The organism is Marichromatium gracile (assembly GCF_004343155.1).
GTDB lineage: Bacteria > Pseudomonadota > Gammaproteobacteria > Chromatiales > Chromatiaceae > Marichromatium > Marichromatium gracile.
In genome coordinates this window covers 161,982-177,214 of sequence record NZ_SMDC01000001.1, presented here as the reverse complement: position 1 = coordinate 177,214, position 15,233 = coordinate 161,982, and the positions used below count along the sequence as shown (strand labels likewise).

The 15,233-nt window shown below is 69.4% G+C and carries 11 protein-coding genes; 3 read left to right on the top strand and 8 right to left on the bottom strand.

What is annotated here, in order from left to right; all coding sequences use genetic code 11:
• Positions 1–108: 108 nt before the first annotated feature.
• From EDC29_RS00795 to mnmG, 3 genes are all read right to left on the bottom strand, one after another.
• Positions 109–3,138, bottom strand: coding sequence for a chemotaxis protein CheB (locus EDC29_RS00795; RefSeq protein ID WP_223806939.1), 3,030 nt, complete (start codon positions 3,136–3,138; stop codon positions 109–111).
• A 259-nt stretch (positions 3,139–3,397) separates the two neighbouring features.
• Entirely contained in the window at positions 3,398–4,060 is a 663-nt protein-coding gene (rsmG, locus tag EDC29_RS00790) for a 16S rRNA (guanine(527)-N(7))-methyltransferase RsmG (RefSeq protein ID WP_123142286.1), read from the bottom strand.
• A complete protein-coding gene (gene mnmG / locus EDC29_RS00785) occupies positions 4,057–5,931 on the bottom strand; it encodes a tRNA uridine-5-carboxymethylaminomethyl(34) synthesis enzyme MnmG (RefSeq protein WP_123142287.1) in 1,875 nt (624 codons plus the stop codon). The genes rsmG and mnmG overlap by 4 nt, the downstream gene beginning before the upstream one ends.
• Positions 5,932–6,008: 77 nt before the next feature.
• Here mnmG and EDC29_RS00780 point away from each other — a divergent pair, with 77 nt between their 5' ends.
• From EDC29_RS00780 to EDC29_RS00770, 3 genes are read left to right on the top strand one after another with little or no spacing between them, the layout of a single operon-like run.
• Entirely contained in the window at positions 6,009–6,962 is a 954-nt protein-coding gene (locus EDC29_RS00780) for an AAA family ATPase (RefSeq protein WP_132228174.1), read from the top strand.
• The gene (locus EDC29_RS00775; RefSeq protein ID WP_132228172.1) at positions 6,946–7,944 is read left to right on the top strand and encodes a DUF58 domain-containing protein; all 999 of its coding nucleotides are present in this window, start codon (positions 6,946–6,948) and stop codon (positions 7,942–7,944) included. The genes EDC29_RS00780 and EDC29_RS00775 overlap by 17 nt, the downstream gene beginning before the upstream one ends.
• Entirely contained in the window at positions 7,934–9,928 is a 1,995-nt protein-coding gene (locus EDC29_RS00770; RefSeq protein WP_132228170.1) for a transglutaminase TgpA family protein, read from the top strand. The genes EDC29_RS00775 and EDC29_RS00770 overlap by 11 nt, the downstream gene beginning before the upstream one ends.
• Here the strand turns inward: EDC29_RS00770 and EDC29_RS00765 are convergent.
• Genes EDC29_RS00765 through EDC29_RS00745 form a run of 5 tightly spaced genes read right to left on the bottom strand, consistent with a single transcriptional unit; the run spans position 9,925 to position 15,135 of the window.
• The gene (locus EDC29_RS00765; RefSeq protein ID WP_123139202.1) at positions 9,925–10,899 is read right to left on the bottom strand and encodes an AAA family ATPase; all 975 of its coding nucleotides are present in this window, start codon (positions 10,897–10,899) and stop codon (positions 9,925–9,927) included. The two genes, EDC29_RS00770 and EDC29_RS00765, sit on opposite strands and share 4 nt — an antisense overlap.
• Positions 10,896–12,035, bottom strand: a complete 1,140-nt coding sequence (locus tag EDC29_RS00760; protein WP_132228168.1) for a DUF4350 domain-containing protein — start codon at positions 12,033–12,035, stop codon at positions 10,896–10,898. The genes EDC29_RS00765 and EDC29_RS00760 overlap by 4 nt, the downstream gene beginning before the upstream one ends.
• Positions 12,025–13,449: a DUF4129 domain-containing protein gene (locus tag EDC29_RS00755; protein ID WP_123139204.1), complete on the bottom strand. Its 1,425-nt coding sequence runs from the start codon at positions 13,447–13,449 to the stop codon at positions 12,025–12,027. The genes EDC29_RS00760 and EDC29_RS00755 overlap by 11 nt, the downstream gene beginning before the upstream one ends.
• Positions 13,439–14,407, bottom strand: a complete 969-nt coding sequence (locus EDC29_RS00750) for a stage II sporulation protein M (protein ID WP_123139205.1) — start codon at positions 14,405–14,407, stop codon at positions 13,439–13,441. Before EDC29_RS00750 ends, EDC29_RS00755 begins: the two co-directional genes overlap by 11 nt.
• Positions 14,404–15,135 carry an RDD family protein gene (locus tag EDC29_RS00745; RefSeq protein ID WP_132228166.1) on the bottom strand — a complete coding sequence of 244 codons (732 nt, stop codon included), beginning with the start codon at positions 15,133–15,135 and terminating at the stop codon, positions 14,404–14,406. The genes EDC29_RS00750 and EDC29_RS00745 overlap by 4 nt, the downstream gene beginning before the upstream one ends.
• Between the last annotated feature and the right edge of the window lie 98 nt (positions 15,136–15,233).

The following is a 15,233-nucleotide window of genomic DNA, read 5'->3' as shown; positions in this document are numbered from 1 at the left end:
TTGATGGTGCGGTGAGTTGGCGCCAGGTCTTGATGGAGACGGGCCTGACTTCTGCCCTCAACACACGACCGAGAGAGCTGTCGTCGCTGCGTTCGGACTCTTTCCTGTCTATGGCGATTTGGGCGTGTCCACTCGGGGCGAGGTGTCCTTGATGGTGATCAAGACGTTGTCGTGATCGGCGTCTGGATGGACGATCCGTCTAGCGTTGAGGCTGAGAGAGCACGACCCGGTTGCCGCCGACTCATAACCAATCACATGGTCTTCTAGTGCCTTTCCTTTAGCGATAGTCTCCAAGAGTTGCCGACGCAATTCAGGATCGTTCCAGCGGTGCTCGTCAAGGTCGCTTAGTGGTTGATCGATGATCTCGGACTGGGGCAGTTGGAAGAATTGCTGAAACGCATGATTGGCCGAGATCACGTGAAGGTCTCCGCTCAATACCAGTAATGGTTCGCGCACGGCGTCTACGATCCCTTCGGCAAAGGCGCGTGCCTCCTTCAGACTCTCCTCCATTTTTCTGCGTGCGGAGATGTCCATGAAGGTGATAACTGCCCCCTCGATGACATTGTTAAGAGTGCGATATGGACCGATCCTTAGGACATACCAGTCTCCCTGCCTGGTGCGGACCTCTTTTTCCGCAGGCTGCAGGGTATTGAGGACCTGTGCTAAATCCTCTGTCAAATCATCGTAGTTTGTCAGATTGGAGACAATATCCCCCACCGGTCGCCCAACATCGGACTGGATCAGGTTGATCAGCCTGGTTGTTGCCGGTGTGAAGCGGGTGATCCTGAGCTGATGATCGACGAACAGGGTGGCAACACCCGTGCCGGCGAGCAGATTGTTCATGTCGTTGTTGACCCGGGAAAGGTCGGCCACCTTGGCTTGAAGCTCCGTGTTGACCGTTGCCAGTTCCTCGTTGACCGATTGCAGCTCTTCTTTTGACGTCTCCAGTTCCTCATTGGTCGATTGCAACTCCTCGTTGACCGACTGCATCTCTTCGTTGGTCGACTTCAATTCCTCGTTTGATGTCTCCATCTCCTCCAGCGTGGTCTGGAGGTATTCCTCCTTGGTCCGCAACTCTTGCTCCAACTCGGCGATTCGCGAATCGGATTCTCCTGTTTTCGACCTTTTTTCAATGTTTTGGCCGGGTCCGTCCTCGACGGAGCCTGTGATCTCCAGGATCGCAAGATACAATGGTTCTGTATCAACGTGGCCTGTCCGTTGCTCGGGATGCACGCTCAGATCGGCCAGGGTGAAGTCGCCGTTTGTCTTGACTCTCAGTCCCTTCAACCGTACTGAATCCCCGGTCGTGACGACGCGCTGTAGGGCGTTCCTCATGGCATGACATAACCCTTCTCGAGCCATGCTGAAGACATTCATTGTTGGATCCCCCGGTGCCGGCTCGAGGAATTGCCCTGTGCGACCGTAGATATAGCGGATGTCGCCGCGCCCGGTGACCAACAGGGCCGTTGGGTCATAGTGACGAAGCAGCGCCTGCTCGGTTCGTTTCCGTAGATCGGACTTGCCTTTGCTGCGTGACATGCTTTCAGGATCGGAGGAGGGTGTATGGGGGCTGGAGATGGAAAGCATGTGCCTCTGAGGCAACAGGGGCGTCAGGGTAACGTCTTGCTGTTCCTTGGTGGCGAAGAGCTTCCATTTGCGGTCGACCGGCGTGAACAGTGGATGAGCGTCACCGATGGTTTCAGAATTTCCCAGGAACAGGAAGCCGCTGCTTTTCAGTGCATAGTGAAAGAGAGGTATCAGGCGTCGCTGTAGATCTCCGTTTAGATAAATCAGCAGGTTTCTGCAGCTGATCAGGTCAAGCCTGGAGAAGGGGGGGTCCTTGATCAGATCCTGCTCGGAGAATACCAGTAGATCGCGGATTTCCTTGTTGATGCGGTAGCAGCCTTGCTCTTGGCTCATGACAAAGAAGCGTGCTAGCCGTTCGGGAGAGATATCGGTCGCAATATTAGCGGGGTAGATACCGGAACGTGCCCGCTCGATCGCATTGGCGTCGATGTCGGTGGCGAAGATCTGGAGCCGATAGTCTTGCTTCAGGGTCTCCAGATGCTCCTTGAGCAGGATTGCGATAGAGTAGGCCTCTTCGCCGGTGGAACAGCCGCAGATCCATACCCTGACTGGTGACCCGGCCGGTTTCTCATGGAACAGCCGAGGGATAACCTCGCGCTCTAAGATGGCGAAAGCCTCGGGGTCACGGAAGAAGCTGGTGACCCCGATCAGCAGGTCATGGAATAGCGCATCGATCTCCAGCGGATTGTGTTGGAGATATCGTACGTAATCGCGTTGTTGCTCGATCTGGTGTAACGCCATGCGCCGTTCGATGCGCCGTATTAGCGTACTCTGCTTGTATTGCGAGAAATCGTGGCTGCTCTTGTCTCGCAGCAGCAGGCAGATCTTCGTCAGCGTATCCACGCTTTTGGATGAAGGCTCAGAGGTATGCGCTTCCCTGCCGAAGGCATGGGTCACATAGGCCATGAGCTGTGCCGGCATTTCCGCGGGTGGGAGCACGAAATCGACCAATCCGGTGGCGATGGCACTACGTGGCATGCCGTCGTAAGCGGCGGTCTTGGGCGCCTGGGCCATGACCATCCCGCCCTCGCCCTTGATCGCTCTGGCACCGAGCGTGCCGTCACTGCCGGTGCCAGAGAGCACCACACACAAAGCCCGCTCGTGTTGATCCTGCGCCAGTGAGCGGAAGAAGAAGTCGATCGGTAGTCGCTGTCCGCGTGGCGCCGCTGGCTCCAGTAAATGGAGGAGGCCATTGAACAGAGCCATGTCGACATTGGGTGGGATGATGTAGACGCAATCGGGCTTGATGCGCAAGCCGTCAACGATTTCATGCACCTGCATGCAGGTGTGGCGCTTGATTAGTTCGGCGAGGATGCTCTTGTGGTTGGGGTCCAGGTGCTGAACGAGTACGAAGGCCATACCGGTCTGTGTGTCCGGTGGAATGGCGGAGAAAAATGCCTCGAATGCCGCCAGTCCCCCAGCCGATGCGCCGATGCCGACGACCGGAAAGCTCAACTCCGCGGGCGATGCGGACTGTTCCGCCTCGGGTTGTGGTGACTGGGCGGCTGGATCGTCCGCCGTCTGGGGTGCTCCTGCGGGGGGTATGTTCATCATCGATCCTTGGTGGCCGATTGGGCGGAGTACTCGATCGAAGGGATCGGTCGCGTTATGTCGATCGGCGTTCCTTGGTGACGAGACGCGGAGCATGCTGCGACGTGTCGTCTGATCTCAGATCAGCATGGCACATGTCGTCGCATCTCGCGTTGCGGCTTGTGGCGGCGCGGGCGAATGATGGTGGGTTGATCGTCGAGCGTCGTTGCCTGTTTGTGCGGTGTCTGCGGCGGGTCGCCGTCTTGGCTGGGACGCTCAATTAATCGTTACGGATCTCGACCAAGTGACGCGGTTCATCGAGGAAGGGGACGCGCAAGACATGCACGTGGCTGTCTCCGGTCGCGTGCGTGGCCGGGAGTGGGGCCTCTTCGGGGTGGCGTCCGCGCATCAGCAGCATCCGTCCGGGTTGTTCGAGCAGGCATCTCTCCGTGGCGAGCAGTACGTCTGCAGCCGTCACCGCGCGGCTCACGATCGTTTTGAAGCCGTGGCCGGGCCGATAGTCGTCGCTGCGGGCCTGAACCGGTTCGACGTTGGTGAGTCCGAGCTCGAGCACCGCCTGACGCACGAAGCGCACCTTCTTGCCGTTGCTGTCGAGCAGCCAGAAACGGCGCCTGGGCTCCATGATCGCCAGTGGTATCCCCGGTAGACCAGCTCCGGTGCCGATGTCGAGCAGGGTGTCGCCGAACAGGAAGGGGCGGATTGCCAGGCTGTCGAGCAGATGACGCACCACCATCTCGTCGGGGTCGCGCACCGCGGTGAGGTTGTAGGCGCGGTTCCAGCGCAGCAGCAGCTGCAGATAGTCGATCAGTTGCTGGTGCTGGGCCGCCGTCGGCCCGATCCCCAGCGCCGCGCAGCCGGCCTGCAGCCGCTCGCCGAGATGGGTGCGCTGGTCCGGGGTGAGTTCGGTGGTCGCGGTGTTCATGCCGGGTGTCGCTTGAGGTGGATCAGCAGCAGCGACACCGCCGCCGGGGTCACCCCGGGGATGCGCGCGGCCTGGCCGACGGTGGTGGGGCGGGTGCGGCAGAGCTTCTCGCGCACCTCGGCGGAGAGACCGCGCACCGCGGCGAAGTCGAAGGTCTCGGGCAAGGGCTTGTCCTCCTGGGCGCGCTGACGGGCGATCTCGTCGCGCTGGCGAGCGATGTAGCCGGCATAGCGGGTCTGGATCTCGACCTGCTCGGCGACCTCGGGAGCGACCGGGTGATCCGCGGTATCGATCAGGACGTTGACCCCGGCGTGATCGACGCCGGGACGGGCGAGCAGGTCGAGCGCGCGCGCCTCGCGCCGCAGCGGCTCGCCGAGCACCGCCTGCATGGCCGCCGGGTCGGCCCGGTCGGGACGGACGATGGCCGCGGCGAGGCGCTCGCGTTCGCGCTCGATCGCCTCGCGCTTGGCCGCGAAGCGCGCCCAGCGTTCGTCGTCGACCAACCCGAGCGCGCGCCCGGTCTCGGTCAGGCGCAGATCGGCGTTGTCCTCGCGCAGCATCAGCCGGTACTCGGCGCGGCTGGTGAACATGCGATAGGGCTCGTTGGTGCCGCGGGTGACCAGATCATCGACCATCACCCCGATGTAGGCCTCGTCGCGACGCGGCACCCAGGGCGACTCTTCGCGCAGCCGGCGCACCGCGTTGATGCCGGCGAGCAGCCCCTGGGCGGCGGCCTCCTCGTAGCCGGTGGTGCCGTTGATCTGACCGGCGAGGAACAGCCCCTGGAGCTGGCGCGTCTCCAGCCCCGGGGCGAGGTCGCGCGGATCGAAGAAGTCGTACTCGATGGCATAGCCGGGGCGGGTGATGTGGGCCTGCTCCAGCCCCGGGATCGAGCGCACCAGCGCCTCCTGCACGTCGTAGGGCAGGCTGGTGGAGATGCCGTTGGGATAGACCTCGTGGGTGTCGAGCCCCTCGGGCTCGAGAAACACCTGGTGCGAGTCCTTGTCGGCGAAGCGCACGATCTTGTCCTCGATCGAGGGACAGTAGCGCGGGCCGATGCTGTCGATCACCCCGGTGTAGAGCGGCGAGCGCGACAGCCCGGCGCGGATGATCTCGTGAGTGCGGTCATTGGTGTGGGCGATGTGACAGCTCACCTGCGGCGGGTGTTCGGCGGCGCTGCCGAGGAAGGAGAACACCGGCACCGGGTCGTCGCCGGGCTGCTCGGCGAGCCGCGCGTAGTCGATGCTGCGCGCGTCGATGCGCGGCGGGGTGCCGGTCTTGAGCCGCTCGATTCGCGGCATCAGTTCACGCAGTCGCGCGGCCAGGGCGTTGGACGGTGGATCCCCGGCGCGCCCGCCCTCATAGTTGCTGAGACCGATATGGATGCGCCCGCCGAGGAAGGTGCCGACGGTGAGCACCACCGCCCGGGCGCGAAAGCGCAGCCCCATCTGGGTGCTGACCCCGGCCACCCGCTCGCCCTCGACGATGAGGTCGTCGACGGTCTGCTGGAACACCCGCAGTCCGGGCTGGGACTCGAGCGCCGCGCGCACCACGGTGCGATAGCGGATGCGGTCGGCCTGGGCGCGGGTGGCGCGCACTGCCGGACCCTTGCTGGCGTTGAGGGTGCGGAACTGGATCCCGGCGCGGTCGGTGGCGCGTGCCATCAGCCCGCCGAGGGCATCGATCTCGCGCACCAGATGGCCCTTGCCGATACCGCCGATGGCGGGGTTGCAGCTCATGTTGCCGAGGGTGTCGATGTTCTGCGTCAGCAGCAGGGTGCGTGCACCCGCGCGCGCCGCCGCGAGCGCCGCCTCGGTGCCCGCGTGACCGCCTCCAACCACGATGACGTCGTACTGATCGCTCGCAAACATGTCAGGGAACCCGATCCGATGAAGCCCTTCAGTTTAACCCATATCCACGCGCGCGCGGCGGCGCCGGGAGCCTCGCCATGAACCGACCCGAACCCCGCCCCGTCCCCGCGTCGCCGGTCGATCGCTGCGGCGCGGTGCTCGAGGCCGCCGCCGCGGTGATCCTCGGCAAGGAGCACGAGTTGCGCCTGGCGCTGACCTGCCTGCTCGCTCGCGGCCATCTGCTGATCGAGGATCTGCCCGGGGTCGGCAAGACCACGCTCGCGCACCTGTTGGCGCGACTGCTCGGGCTGGACTACGCGCGCATCCAGTTCACCAGCGACCTGCTCCCGGCCGACGTCATCGGGGTGGCGGTCTATGACCGCGCCAGCGAGTCCTTCCGCTTCCACCCGGGTCCGGTGTTCTCCCAGCTGGTGCTCGCCGACGAGATCAACCGCGCCACCCCCAAGGCGCAGAGCGCGCTGCTCGAGGCGATGGAGGAGCGTCAGGTCACCGTCGAGGGCGAGACCCGCGCGCTGCCCGAGCCCTTCTTCGTCATCGCCACCCAGAACCCGCTCCACCAGATCGGCACCTTCCCGTTGCCCGAGTCGCAGCTCGACCGCTTCCTGATGCGTATCGAGCTCGGCTATCCGGCCGCGCACCAGGAGAAGCGGCTGCTCGCCGGCGAGGACCGTCGCGCGCTGGTGGCGCGCCAGGCGCCGGTGCTCGTCCCCGCCGAGCTCGCCGCCCTGCAGGAGCTGGTGGTGGCGGTGCATGCCGCCCCGGCGGTGATCGACTACGTCCACGACCTCCTCGCCTTCACCCGCGCCTCGGGGCGCTTCGCCTATGGGCTCTCGCCGCGCGCCGGGCTGGGGCTGGTGCGTGCGGCCAAGGCCTGGGCGCTGCTCGGCGGGCGCGACTATGTGCTCCCCGAGGACGTGCAGGCGGTGTTGCCGGCCTGTTGCGCCCATCGTCTGGTCGGCAGTGGCGAGGGCGCTGTGCTCGACGCCTGCCGGGTCGACGCCGAGATCCTCGCCCATGTCCCGGTCCCCTGAACGCGCGCGCTGGCGCGGCTGGCTCGCCGCGCGCTTCGACGCCATGCTGCGCCGCGCCCGCAGCGATCCCGACGGCGTGGTGCGCATCGGCGCGCGCCAGATCTATATCCTGCCCACCCGCTTCGGGCTGGTGTTCGGCGCCGTGCTGCTGGTGATGCTGCTCGGCTCGCTCAACTACCAGAACAACCTCGGGCTGCTGTTCACCTTCTTCCTCGCCGCGGTGGCGCTGCTGGCGATGCACCACGCCTGGTTCAATCTGCTCGGGCTGGAGCTGCAGGCGCGCCCCGGGGCGGCGGTGTTCGCCGGCGAGTCGGCGCGCTTCACCCTCAGCGTGCGCGGGCGCGGTCGTCGCACGCGTGCCGACCTGCGTCTGAGTGGTGCCGAGGATGCCGCCGCGCCGCTCGCCGTCCCCGCCGGTGAGCAGAGCGGCTGCGCTCTGGTCGTCACCACCAGGCGCCGTGGCTGGCAGCCGCTCGGCGAGGTGCGGGTCGAGACCTGCCACCCGCTGGGGCTGTTCCGCGCCTGGTGTCACACCCTGCCGCGTGCCGCATCGCTGGTCTATCCGGCGCCGGCGTCCCTCGCGCCGCCGCCGCCCGGCGCCGGTGCCGGCGCGCGTGCCTTGCCCCGGGGGGCGGGGGCCGGGCTCGAGGACTATGCCGGCGCGCGCGACTATCGTCACGGCGACTCGCCACGCCATCTCGACTGGAAGGCCTATGCCCGCGAACGCGGTCTGTTGACCAAGCAGTTCGAGGGTGAACAGGGGCATGAGCTGTGGATCGACTGGGCGGCGCTCGCCACCGTCGATCCCGAGACGCGGCTCGCCGAGCTCGCCCGTCAGTTGCTCGATGCCGCGGCCGCCGGGGCGCGTTTCGGACTGCGCCTGCCCGGGGTGGAGGAGCCGCTGGCCGCCGGCGAGGCGCAGCTGCAGCGCTGTCTCACCCGTCTCGCGCTGTTCGGCCTGGAGGGCGGCGATGGCCACTGAACGCGCGCACTGGCCCGAGCCCGTCCCGGACCGTCTCCAGCGGCTGTGGTTGACCCTGCTGGTGATCGCCGGCGCCCTGCCGTTGCTGCCCCGGCTCGACTGGCGCATCGGCGCCTTCGCCAGCGCGCTGTTCGCGTTGCGTCTGCTCGCGCTGCGCTGGCACGGGGTGCAGCCCGGGCGCTGGCTGCTGGTGCTGCTCACCCTCGTCGGCATCGCCAACTGTCTCCATGTCTACGGCAGTCTCAGCGGGCGTCAGGGCGGGGCGGCGCTGTTTCTCACCATGCTCGCGCTCAAGCTGCTGGAGCTGCACGCGCGGCGTGACCTGCAGATCGCGGCGATCCTGCTCGGCTTCCTGGTGGTGGTGCAGTTTCTCTTCGACCAGTCGCTCGGCCTCGCGCTCTATCTGGCGCTGGTGGTCGGGGCCATGCTCACGCTGCTGGCCGACATCAACGCTACGACAGGGGGCGGGCGGCTGCGCCCGGCGCTGACCACGACCACGCGGCTGGCGCTGCAGGCGCTGCCGCTGACCCTGGTGCTCTTTCTGCTCTTCCCGCGCCTGAGCGCGCCGCTGTGGGACCTCGGGCTCGATGCCGAGCAGGCCCGCACCGGCTTCTCCGACACCATGGAGCCGGGTGCGGTCAGCGAGCTGGTGGTCAATGGCGAGCTGGCCTTCCGGGTGCGCTTCGATGCCACCCCGCCGCCGCCCGATCAACGCTACTGGCGCGGTCTGGTGTTGTGGCAGACCGATGGGCGGCGCTGGACGGTGGGCGAGCCGCCGCGCACCGGACCGGCCTCGCTGGCGCTCGCCGCCGCGGCCGATCGGCTCGACTACGAGGTGGTGCTGGAGCCGACCGACCGGCGCTGGCTGTTCGCGCTCGACCTGCCGGTCGCGGCCGAGGGGGTGGTGCTCGCGCCCGATCATCTGTTGCGTGCCAGCCGCGCGGTGGAGAGTGCGCTGCGCTATCGGGTGCGCTCGGTGCTCGACGCTCGCACGCCCGCGCCGAGCGCGGCGCTGCGTGACTATGCCCTGCGCCTGCCGGCCGGCACCATCACCCCGCGGATGCGCGCCCTGGTGGCGAGCTGGCGTGGCGAGGGCGCGGACGACCAGACGGTGGTGAGACGCGCGCTCGCCTACTTCAACCGCGAGGCCTTCCACTACACCCTGCTGCCGCCGCCGCTCGGGCCGAATCCGGTCGATACCTTCCTGTTCGAGACCCGGCGCGGCTTTTGCGAGCACTATGCCAGCAGTTTCGCGACGCTGATGCGGCTGGCCGGGATCCCGTCGCGGGTGGTGCTCGGCTATCTCGGCAGCGAGCCCAACGCCATCGGTGGCTATCACATGGTGTGGCAGTCCGATGCCCATGCCTGGGTCGAGGTGCTGCTGCCCGGGCGCGGCTGGGTGCGGGTCGATCCCACCGCGGCGGTGGACCCCTCGCGGATCGACAACCAGAGTGCCTCGCGACTGCTCGGCGCCGGCAACCCGGTGCGCTTCGAGCTGGCCCAGGATGCGTGGCTCGCCCGGCTGGCGCGCGGTGCACGCCAGTTCGCCGACAGTATCGATGCGGCCTGGCAGCAGTGGGTGCTCGACTTCTCGGCCGAGGACCAGCTCGGCCTGCTGCAGCGGCTCGGGCTCGGTGGGCTGGGTGAGTACGGGCTGGCGGTGCTGATGGTCGTGACCTTCTCGCTGACCCTGGGCGCGGTGCTGCTGGGGCTGGTACGCGCGCCGCGCGAGCCCGATCCGCTGGTCGCGCGTCATGCCCGTTTCTGTCGCCGGCTGGCGCGTATCGGGCTGGCGCCGCACCCCGGCGAGGGCCCGCAGGACCATGGCCGACGGGTGATCGCCGCGCGTCCCGACCTCGCCGCCCCGGTCTCGCGCTTCCTCGCGCTCTATCTGCCGGCGCGCTTCGGTCCTGCGCCCGACCCCCGGACCGTGGCGCGGCTCGATGCCCTGTTGCGCGGCTTCCGTCCGCGCCGTCGTCGCTAGTCGCGCGGTGCGGGGACGCGTTCGACCAGCTCGCCGAGCAGGGCGTCGGCGCTCACCCCCTCGATCTCCAGCTCGGCGCCGAGCCGCAGCCGGTGGCGCAGTACCGCCGGGAGCATGCAGCGCACGTCGTCCGGGGTGGTGAAGTCGCGCCCCTCGATGAGCGCGTGCGCCCGCGCCGCGCGCACCAGCGCGATGCTGGCACGCGGCCCGGGACCGCTGTCGACCCCCGGCCAGTCGCGCGCGGCGCGCACCAGCGCCACCGCGTAGTCGAGCACGCGCTCATCGAGTCGAAGCGTGGTGGCGCTCAGCTGCAGGCGTTGCAGGGTCTCGGTATCGAGCAGCGGACGCACCGCCGAGGTGTCGAGCCGGTCGCCGATGCGCCCGCTGGTGGCGGCGCGCACCGCCGCGCGCTCGGCCTCGGCGCTCGGCGGCGCCACCGCGATCTTCAGCAGGAAGCGATCGAGCTGGGCCTGGGGCAGCGGGTAGGTGCCTTCCTGCTCGATCGGGTTCTGGGTGGCGAAGACCAGAAAGGGTGGTTCCAGCGCCAGCGCCTGGCCCTCGATGGTCACCTGTCCCTCCTGCATCGCCTCGAGCATCGCCGCCTGGGTCTTGGCCGGGGCGCGGTTGATCTCGTCGGCGAGCAGCAGGTTGCAGAAGATCGGTCCGCGGCGGATGCGGAAGGCCTCGCGCTTGAGGTCGAACACCGCGTGCCCGGTGACGTCGCTCGGCATCAGGTCGGGGGTGAACTGGATACGCGCGTAGCGCCCCTGTACCGCGGCGGCGAGCGCGCGCACCAGCAGCGTCTTGCCCACCCCGGGCACGCCCTCGAGCAGCGCGTGCCCGGCGGCGACCAGCGCCACCAGCAGCTCGCGGATGGCCTGGCGCTGGCCGCTGACGGCCTGGCCGATGTCCTGTTCGAGCCGGTCGAGCTGGATGACCGCCTCGGTCAGCGGCAGTGGGGTCTGGGTCATGGATCGGTGCTCTCGCGGTTGCCTCCGGGCGATCGGGCCTGCTGCTCCAGTCGCGCCAGGGTGTGGGTGAGGGTGATGAGCGCGCGGGCGCTGCGGGGTGTCTCCTCGAGCGCCTGGGCGAGGCGCGCGCGCGACTCGCCGCTGGCCGCGGCGAGTCGGGTCAGCCGCTGTTGGCGGGGCGCGCGCGCGAGTCCCGGCAGGCGCCTCGCCCACAGCCGCAGCACCCGGGCACGGCTGGCTGCGAGCAGCGCGCGGATCCGCCGATGGCGCCACAGAAAGCGCGCCCCGGCCTCGAGATGGACGAGCCGGTCGCGCGCCGGTGGCGGAGCCGGGGCGAGCGTCGGACCGAGCCGCGCGCCGAGCGACCACAGCCACACCGCCAGGGTGAGCGCTGCGGCGATCAGTGCCAGCGGCGCCCGCGCCCACAGCCGCGCGAGCAGCCCCGGCGGGGTCTCGGCATACAACAGCCATACCGTGCCGCCGGGTGCGGGGGCGACCAGACGGGCGCCGAACAGGGCGTGGTCGCGCTCGCCGATGCGCTGGCGTGTGAGGATGTCGAGGTCGGCGAGCACGCTCAGCCGGCCGGCGCCGATCTCCCGATGCGTCAGCGGTTGTCCGCACCGCTGTTTGTCGCCATGGCTGACGCACAGGGTCCGCCCGGGGTCGAGGGCGACCTCGAGTGGCGGCGCCCCGGGCGTCGGGCGCAGCCGGACCGGCGTCGGTGGGCCCGACTCGGTCCAGCTCTCGGGGTGGATCCCGAAGGTCTCGAGCAGCGCGTGGCGCGGCCCAGTCCCCGGCGTGGTCACCAGCCGTCCGCCGGCGGCGATCCAGTCGCGTAGCCGGTCGCGTTGGCGTGGCGACAGCGGGCCGGGTGCGCGCACCACCAGGGTGTCGCCGGGGGGCGGTGGGGCGGCGAGCAGGCCATGATCGGGGCGACTCTCGACGGTGATGCCGAGCCCGATGAGGAAGCGCTCGAAGGCGAGCAGCGGGTTGGCTCGAGCCGCTGCCGAGGGACCGACCGGTACCTGTTCGACCCGGCGCTCGAAGTGGGTCAGGAACCAGCTCGCCAGCGCTGCCACGAGGACCAGCCCGGTGCCGCCGAGGGTGAGCGCGAGCAGGCGCTGTTCAGTGCGCATCGGTCCGTCCCTGCCAGCGCCGCCAGTGGCTCAGCAGTCGCTCGACGTGCGCCGCGCTCGGGTCCCGATCGCCGTAGGCCGCGTGCTGGCGCGCCGCGGCGATCGCGGCGAAGGGGACCCCGACCCGGTGTGGCAGCCGGGCGCTCGCCCGCTGCACGCAGCTCCCCTCGGTGGCCCCCGGGGGGAGCGAGAGACCGAGCCGGTCGAGTCTCTCCAGGCTGGCGCGATAGAGCGCGCCGATGGCCGCGCCCGGGTCGTCGGCAGCGAGCAGGCGACGGATCTCGGTCTCGTGATCGATGGGCGATGCGCTGTGCGGCTCGGGCGCGGCCTCGTGCTCCGTCCTGGCCGATCTGGGCAGGCGTGGTGAGCGTTCGCGCCACAGTGCGCGGATGAGTATCAGCAGGGCGATCGCACCGAGCGTCACCAGTCCCCATTGGATGGTGCCGGCGAGCCAGGGGGGCGGGGTCGCCGACCAGGTTGCCTCGGCGTCCTCGGTGCTGCGCTGTGCGGGGTCGGCCACCGGCAGCCACAGCTCGACCTCGCGGGTGGCGCCGAAGTCGGGCGAGTCGAGCACCTCGGCGATGCGGGCGCGGGCCGCCTCGGGGGCCGGCCAGGTCTCGGCCTCGGCCGGTGGCGGCGCGAGCAGCAGCGGCGCGAGCAGCGCCAGCGCCGGGAGCACGGCGGCCGGTGGCGGCGGGGCGCGGCGGAAGGCGAGCTCGATGTCCCAGCCCTCGAGTTCGGTGCGGCGGCTGAGATAGAGCGCGAACCCGGCGCAGACGTAGAAGGGCGCGATCAACGAGCAGGCGAGCAGATAGCAGGCGCTGCTGATCCAGTAGGCCGGCGCGGCGCTGTCCTCGAGTGCGGCGATCAGGTCGATCCCTGGCAGCCCCTCGGGGATCAGCAGATAGAGCCCGAGCAGCATCCCGCCCCAGAGGATCGCCTCGAGGTGATAGCAGACCAGGGTCAGCCATCCGCTGGCGCTGCCCCCGGCGAGGGTGCGCAGCCGCGCGCGTCGCGCCCGTTGCGGCAGCCCTTCGAGCAGCAGCAGCGGGAGCACGAGCGCGCGTCTCGGGCTCAGTCGGCGCCACAACAGCAGCGGCAACAGGCGCGGGCGCAGTCCGGCGCCGAGCATCCCCGGGAGGGCGCCGCGTCGCGGGCGCTCGTCGAACAGCGCGCGGCTCGCCCACAACAGCAGCGGGGCCTCGTAGAGCGGCTTGCACCACCACAGCGCCAGCAGCCAGAGGTCGCTGTGGAGCCAGGCCAGCGCCAGCACGATCAGGGTCAGCGGTAGCGCGGTGCACCACCACAGCGCCCAGAGCGCCGGGAACCAGGCGCGGGCGAGGGCGAAGCCGAGATCGATCGCCTGCCAGGCGGGGCAGGGGCGCAGCTGGGCGGTGAGTCGCTCAAGACGCATCGTCGCCACGTCCGGCCAGGGCGATGTAGAGCGCGAGGAGGGTCCAGCCGGCGGCGCCGACGGCGTATTTCACCGCCACCGGCGCCGCGCCGGCCGACCAGAAGGCCTCGATCAGCGCCGCGCCAACGAGCATCAGCGCCGCGCCCGCCACCAGCACCAGGGCATCGCGGGCATTGACGCGCAGCGCCGCGAGCCGCGGCAGCCGTCCCGGGGCGAACAGCGCCTTGCCGAGCAGCAGTCCGGCGCCGCCGCAGATGGCGATCGCGCTCAGTTCGAAGGGGGCGTGACCGCTGACGAAGGGCCAGAAGGTGATGCCGTGACCGATGGCGCTGAGGTGACCGGCGGCGGCGCCGATGAACAGCCCGTTGAACACCAGGATGACCACGCTGCCGATGCCGAACAGCACCCCGGCGGCGAAGCTGCGAAAGCCGATGCCGACGTTGTTGCGGACATAGAAGCCGAACATCGCCAGATCGCTGTCGGCCGGGCGCACCTGCCCGGGATGATCCCGGGCCGGGTCGTAGAGCGCCTCGAGTTCGGCGAGCTGCTCGGCGTCGACCAGCGTCAGGATCAGCCCGGGGTCGTGATAGGCGCCGAGCGCCATCGCCGCCATCGGTACGAACAGCAGCGCGGCGGCGAGCCACAGCGGCGCGGCGTGACGGCGCAGCGCGCGCGGGAAATCGCGTGCCATCAGCTGCAGTGCGCGGGCGCCGAGGCGCAGCGTGGGGCGGTGGAGCTGGGCGTGACCGCGCCGCACCAGCTGCTCGAGTTCGGCGATCAACCCGGGGGTGTAGCCGCGGGTTCGGGCCAGCGCATAGTGCGCGCACACTCGGCGATGGAGGCCGGGGAACTCGGCGAGCTCGGCGCCGCGGCGCCGGCGCTGCTCGAGCTGCTCGAGCAGCGTGCGATAGCGCGCCCAGTCGGCGGCGTGCTGGTGCTCGAAGCGCTGCTGTCTCATGCCGCACGTCCGTCGGGCGCGCCGCGGTCGAGCCAGGTCGCCCAAGCGGTGATCAGTGCGGGCGCGGCACCGCCGCGCACCCCGCGCGGGGCGGTCAGGACCTCGGCGAGTTCGATGCGCCGCGCCTCGGCGAGTGCGGGCGCGCGCTCGGCGAAGGCGAGGATCGCCGCCCGGGTGTCGGCGTCGAACTCGGGCGGCGGTCGCTGGCCGGTGGTCGATGCCGGGCCCCGGCGTGGCGCCGGGCGGTCGTCGTGCACCACCAGGGTGGCGGCGGCGAGGTCGCCGATGCGGCGGAAGTCAGGGTCGGCGAGGCTCACCACCAGCCCCAGGGCATAGCCGGCGGGGAGGAAGTCGACCGTCCGCAGCAGGTTGCGCAGGGTCGAGGCGGGGAGCCCGACCGGGGTGGCGTCCTCGTGCACCACGCGCAGCCCGAGTGCCCGCTTGCCGGGGGTGGCGCCGCGCCAGACCTCGAACACCACCGGATAGAACCACTCGATGGCGAACACCGCGAGCAGCGCCAACCCGACCCCGAGGTCGGCGAGTGCGAGCAGCGGGAGCAGCAGCAGATAGAGCCCGAGACGGATCAGCAGGTCGAGCGCCAGGGCGAGCGCACGCGGTACCGCTCCGGCGACGCGCAGCCCGAGGTCGATGCCCTCGGGGGTCTCGCGCAGGCGCAGGGTGTCGAGCGGCGGTGGTGGCGTGGCAATGTCCCGGCGTGGCGCATCCATGGCACAAAGATGCGGGATTCGCCCGGCGCGGGCAAGCCGGTGGGATCGGTGGTGCCCGCGCCGCGCAGGCGCGCGGCACGGGGCGGGCGATGGTGCGT

What these genes read in the sequence shown, in the direction of transcription:
- EDC29_RS00795 (WP_223806939.1), bottom strand. Translation starts at nt 3,138, where the DNA reads ATGAACATACCCCCCGCAGGAGCACCCCAGACGGCGGACGATCCAGCC.
- rsmG (WP_123142286.1), bottom strand. Translation starts at nt 4,060, where the DNA reads ATGAACACCGCGACCACCGAACTCACCCCGGACCAGCGCACCCATCTC.
- mnmG (WP_123142287.1), bottom strand. Translation starts at nt 5,931, where the DNA reads ATGTTTGCGAGCGATCAGTACGACGTCATCGTGGTTGGAGGCGGTCAC.
- EDC29_RS00780 (WP_132228174.1), top strand. Translation starts at nt 6,009, where the DNA reads ATGAACCGACCCGAACCCCGCCCCGTCCCCGCGTCGCCGGTCGATCGC.
- EDC29_RS00775 (WP_132228172.1), top strand. Translation starts at nt 6,946, where the DNA reads ATGTCCCGGTCCCCTGAACGCGCGCGCTGGCGCGGCTGGCTCGCCGCG.
- EDC29_RS00770 (WP_132228170.1), top strand. Translation starts at nt 7,934, where the DNA reads ATGGCCACTGAACGCGCGCACTGGCCCGAGCCCGTCCCGGACCGTCTC.
- EDC29_RS00765 (WP_123139202.1), bottom strand. Translation starts at nt 10,899, where the DNA reads ATGACCCAGACCCCACTGCCGCTGACCGAGGCGGTCATCCAGCTCGAC.
- EDC29_RS00760 (WP_132228168.1), bottom strand. Translation starts at nt 12,035, where the DNA reads ATGCGCACTGAACAGCGCCTGCTCGCGCTCACCCTCGGCGGCACCGGG.
- EDC29_RS00755 (WP_123139204.1), bottom strand. Translation starts at nt 13,449, where the DNA reads ATGCGTCTTGAGCGACTCACCGCCCAGCTGCGCCCCTGCCCCGCCTGG.
- EDC29_RS00750 (WP_123139205.1), bottom strand. Translation starts at nt 14,407, where the DNA reads ATGAGACAGCAGCGCTTCGAGCACCAGCACGCCGCCGACTGGGCGCGC.
- EDC29_RS00745 (WP_132228166.1), bottom strand. Translation starts at nt 15,135, where the DNA reads ATGGATGCGCCACGCCGGGACATTGCCACGCCACCACCGCCGCTCGAC.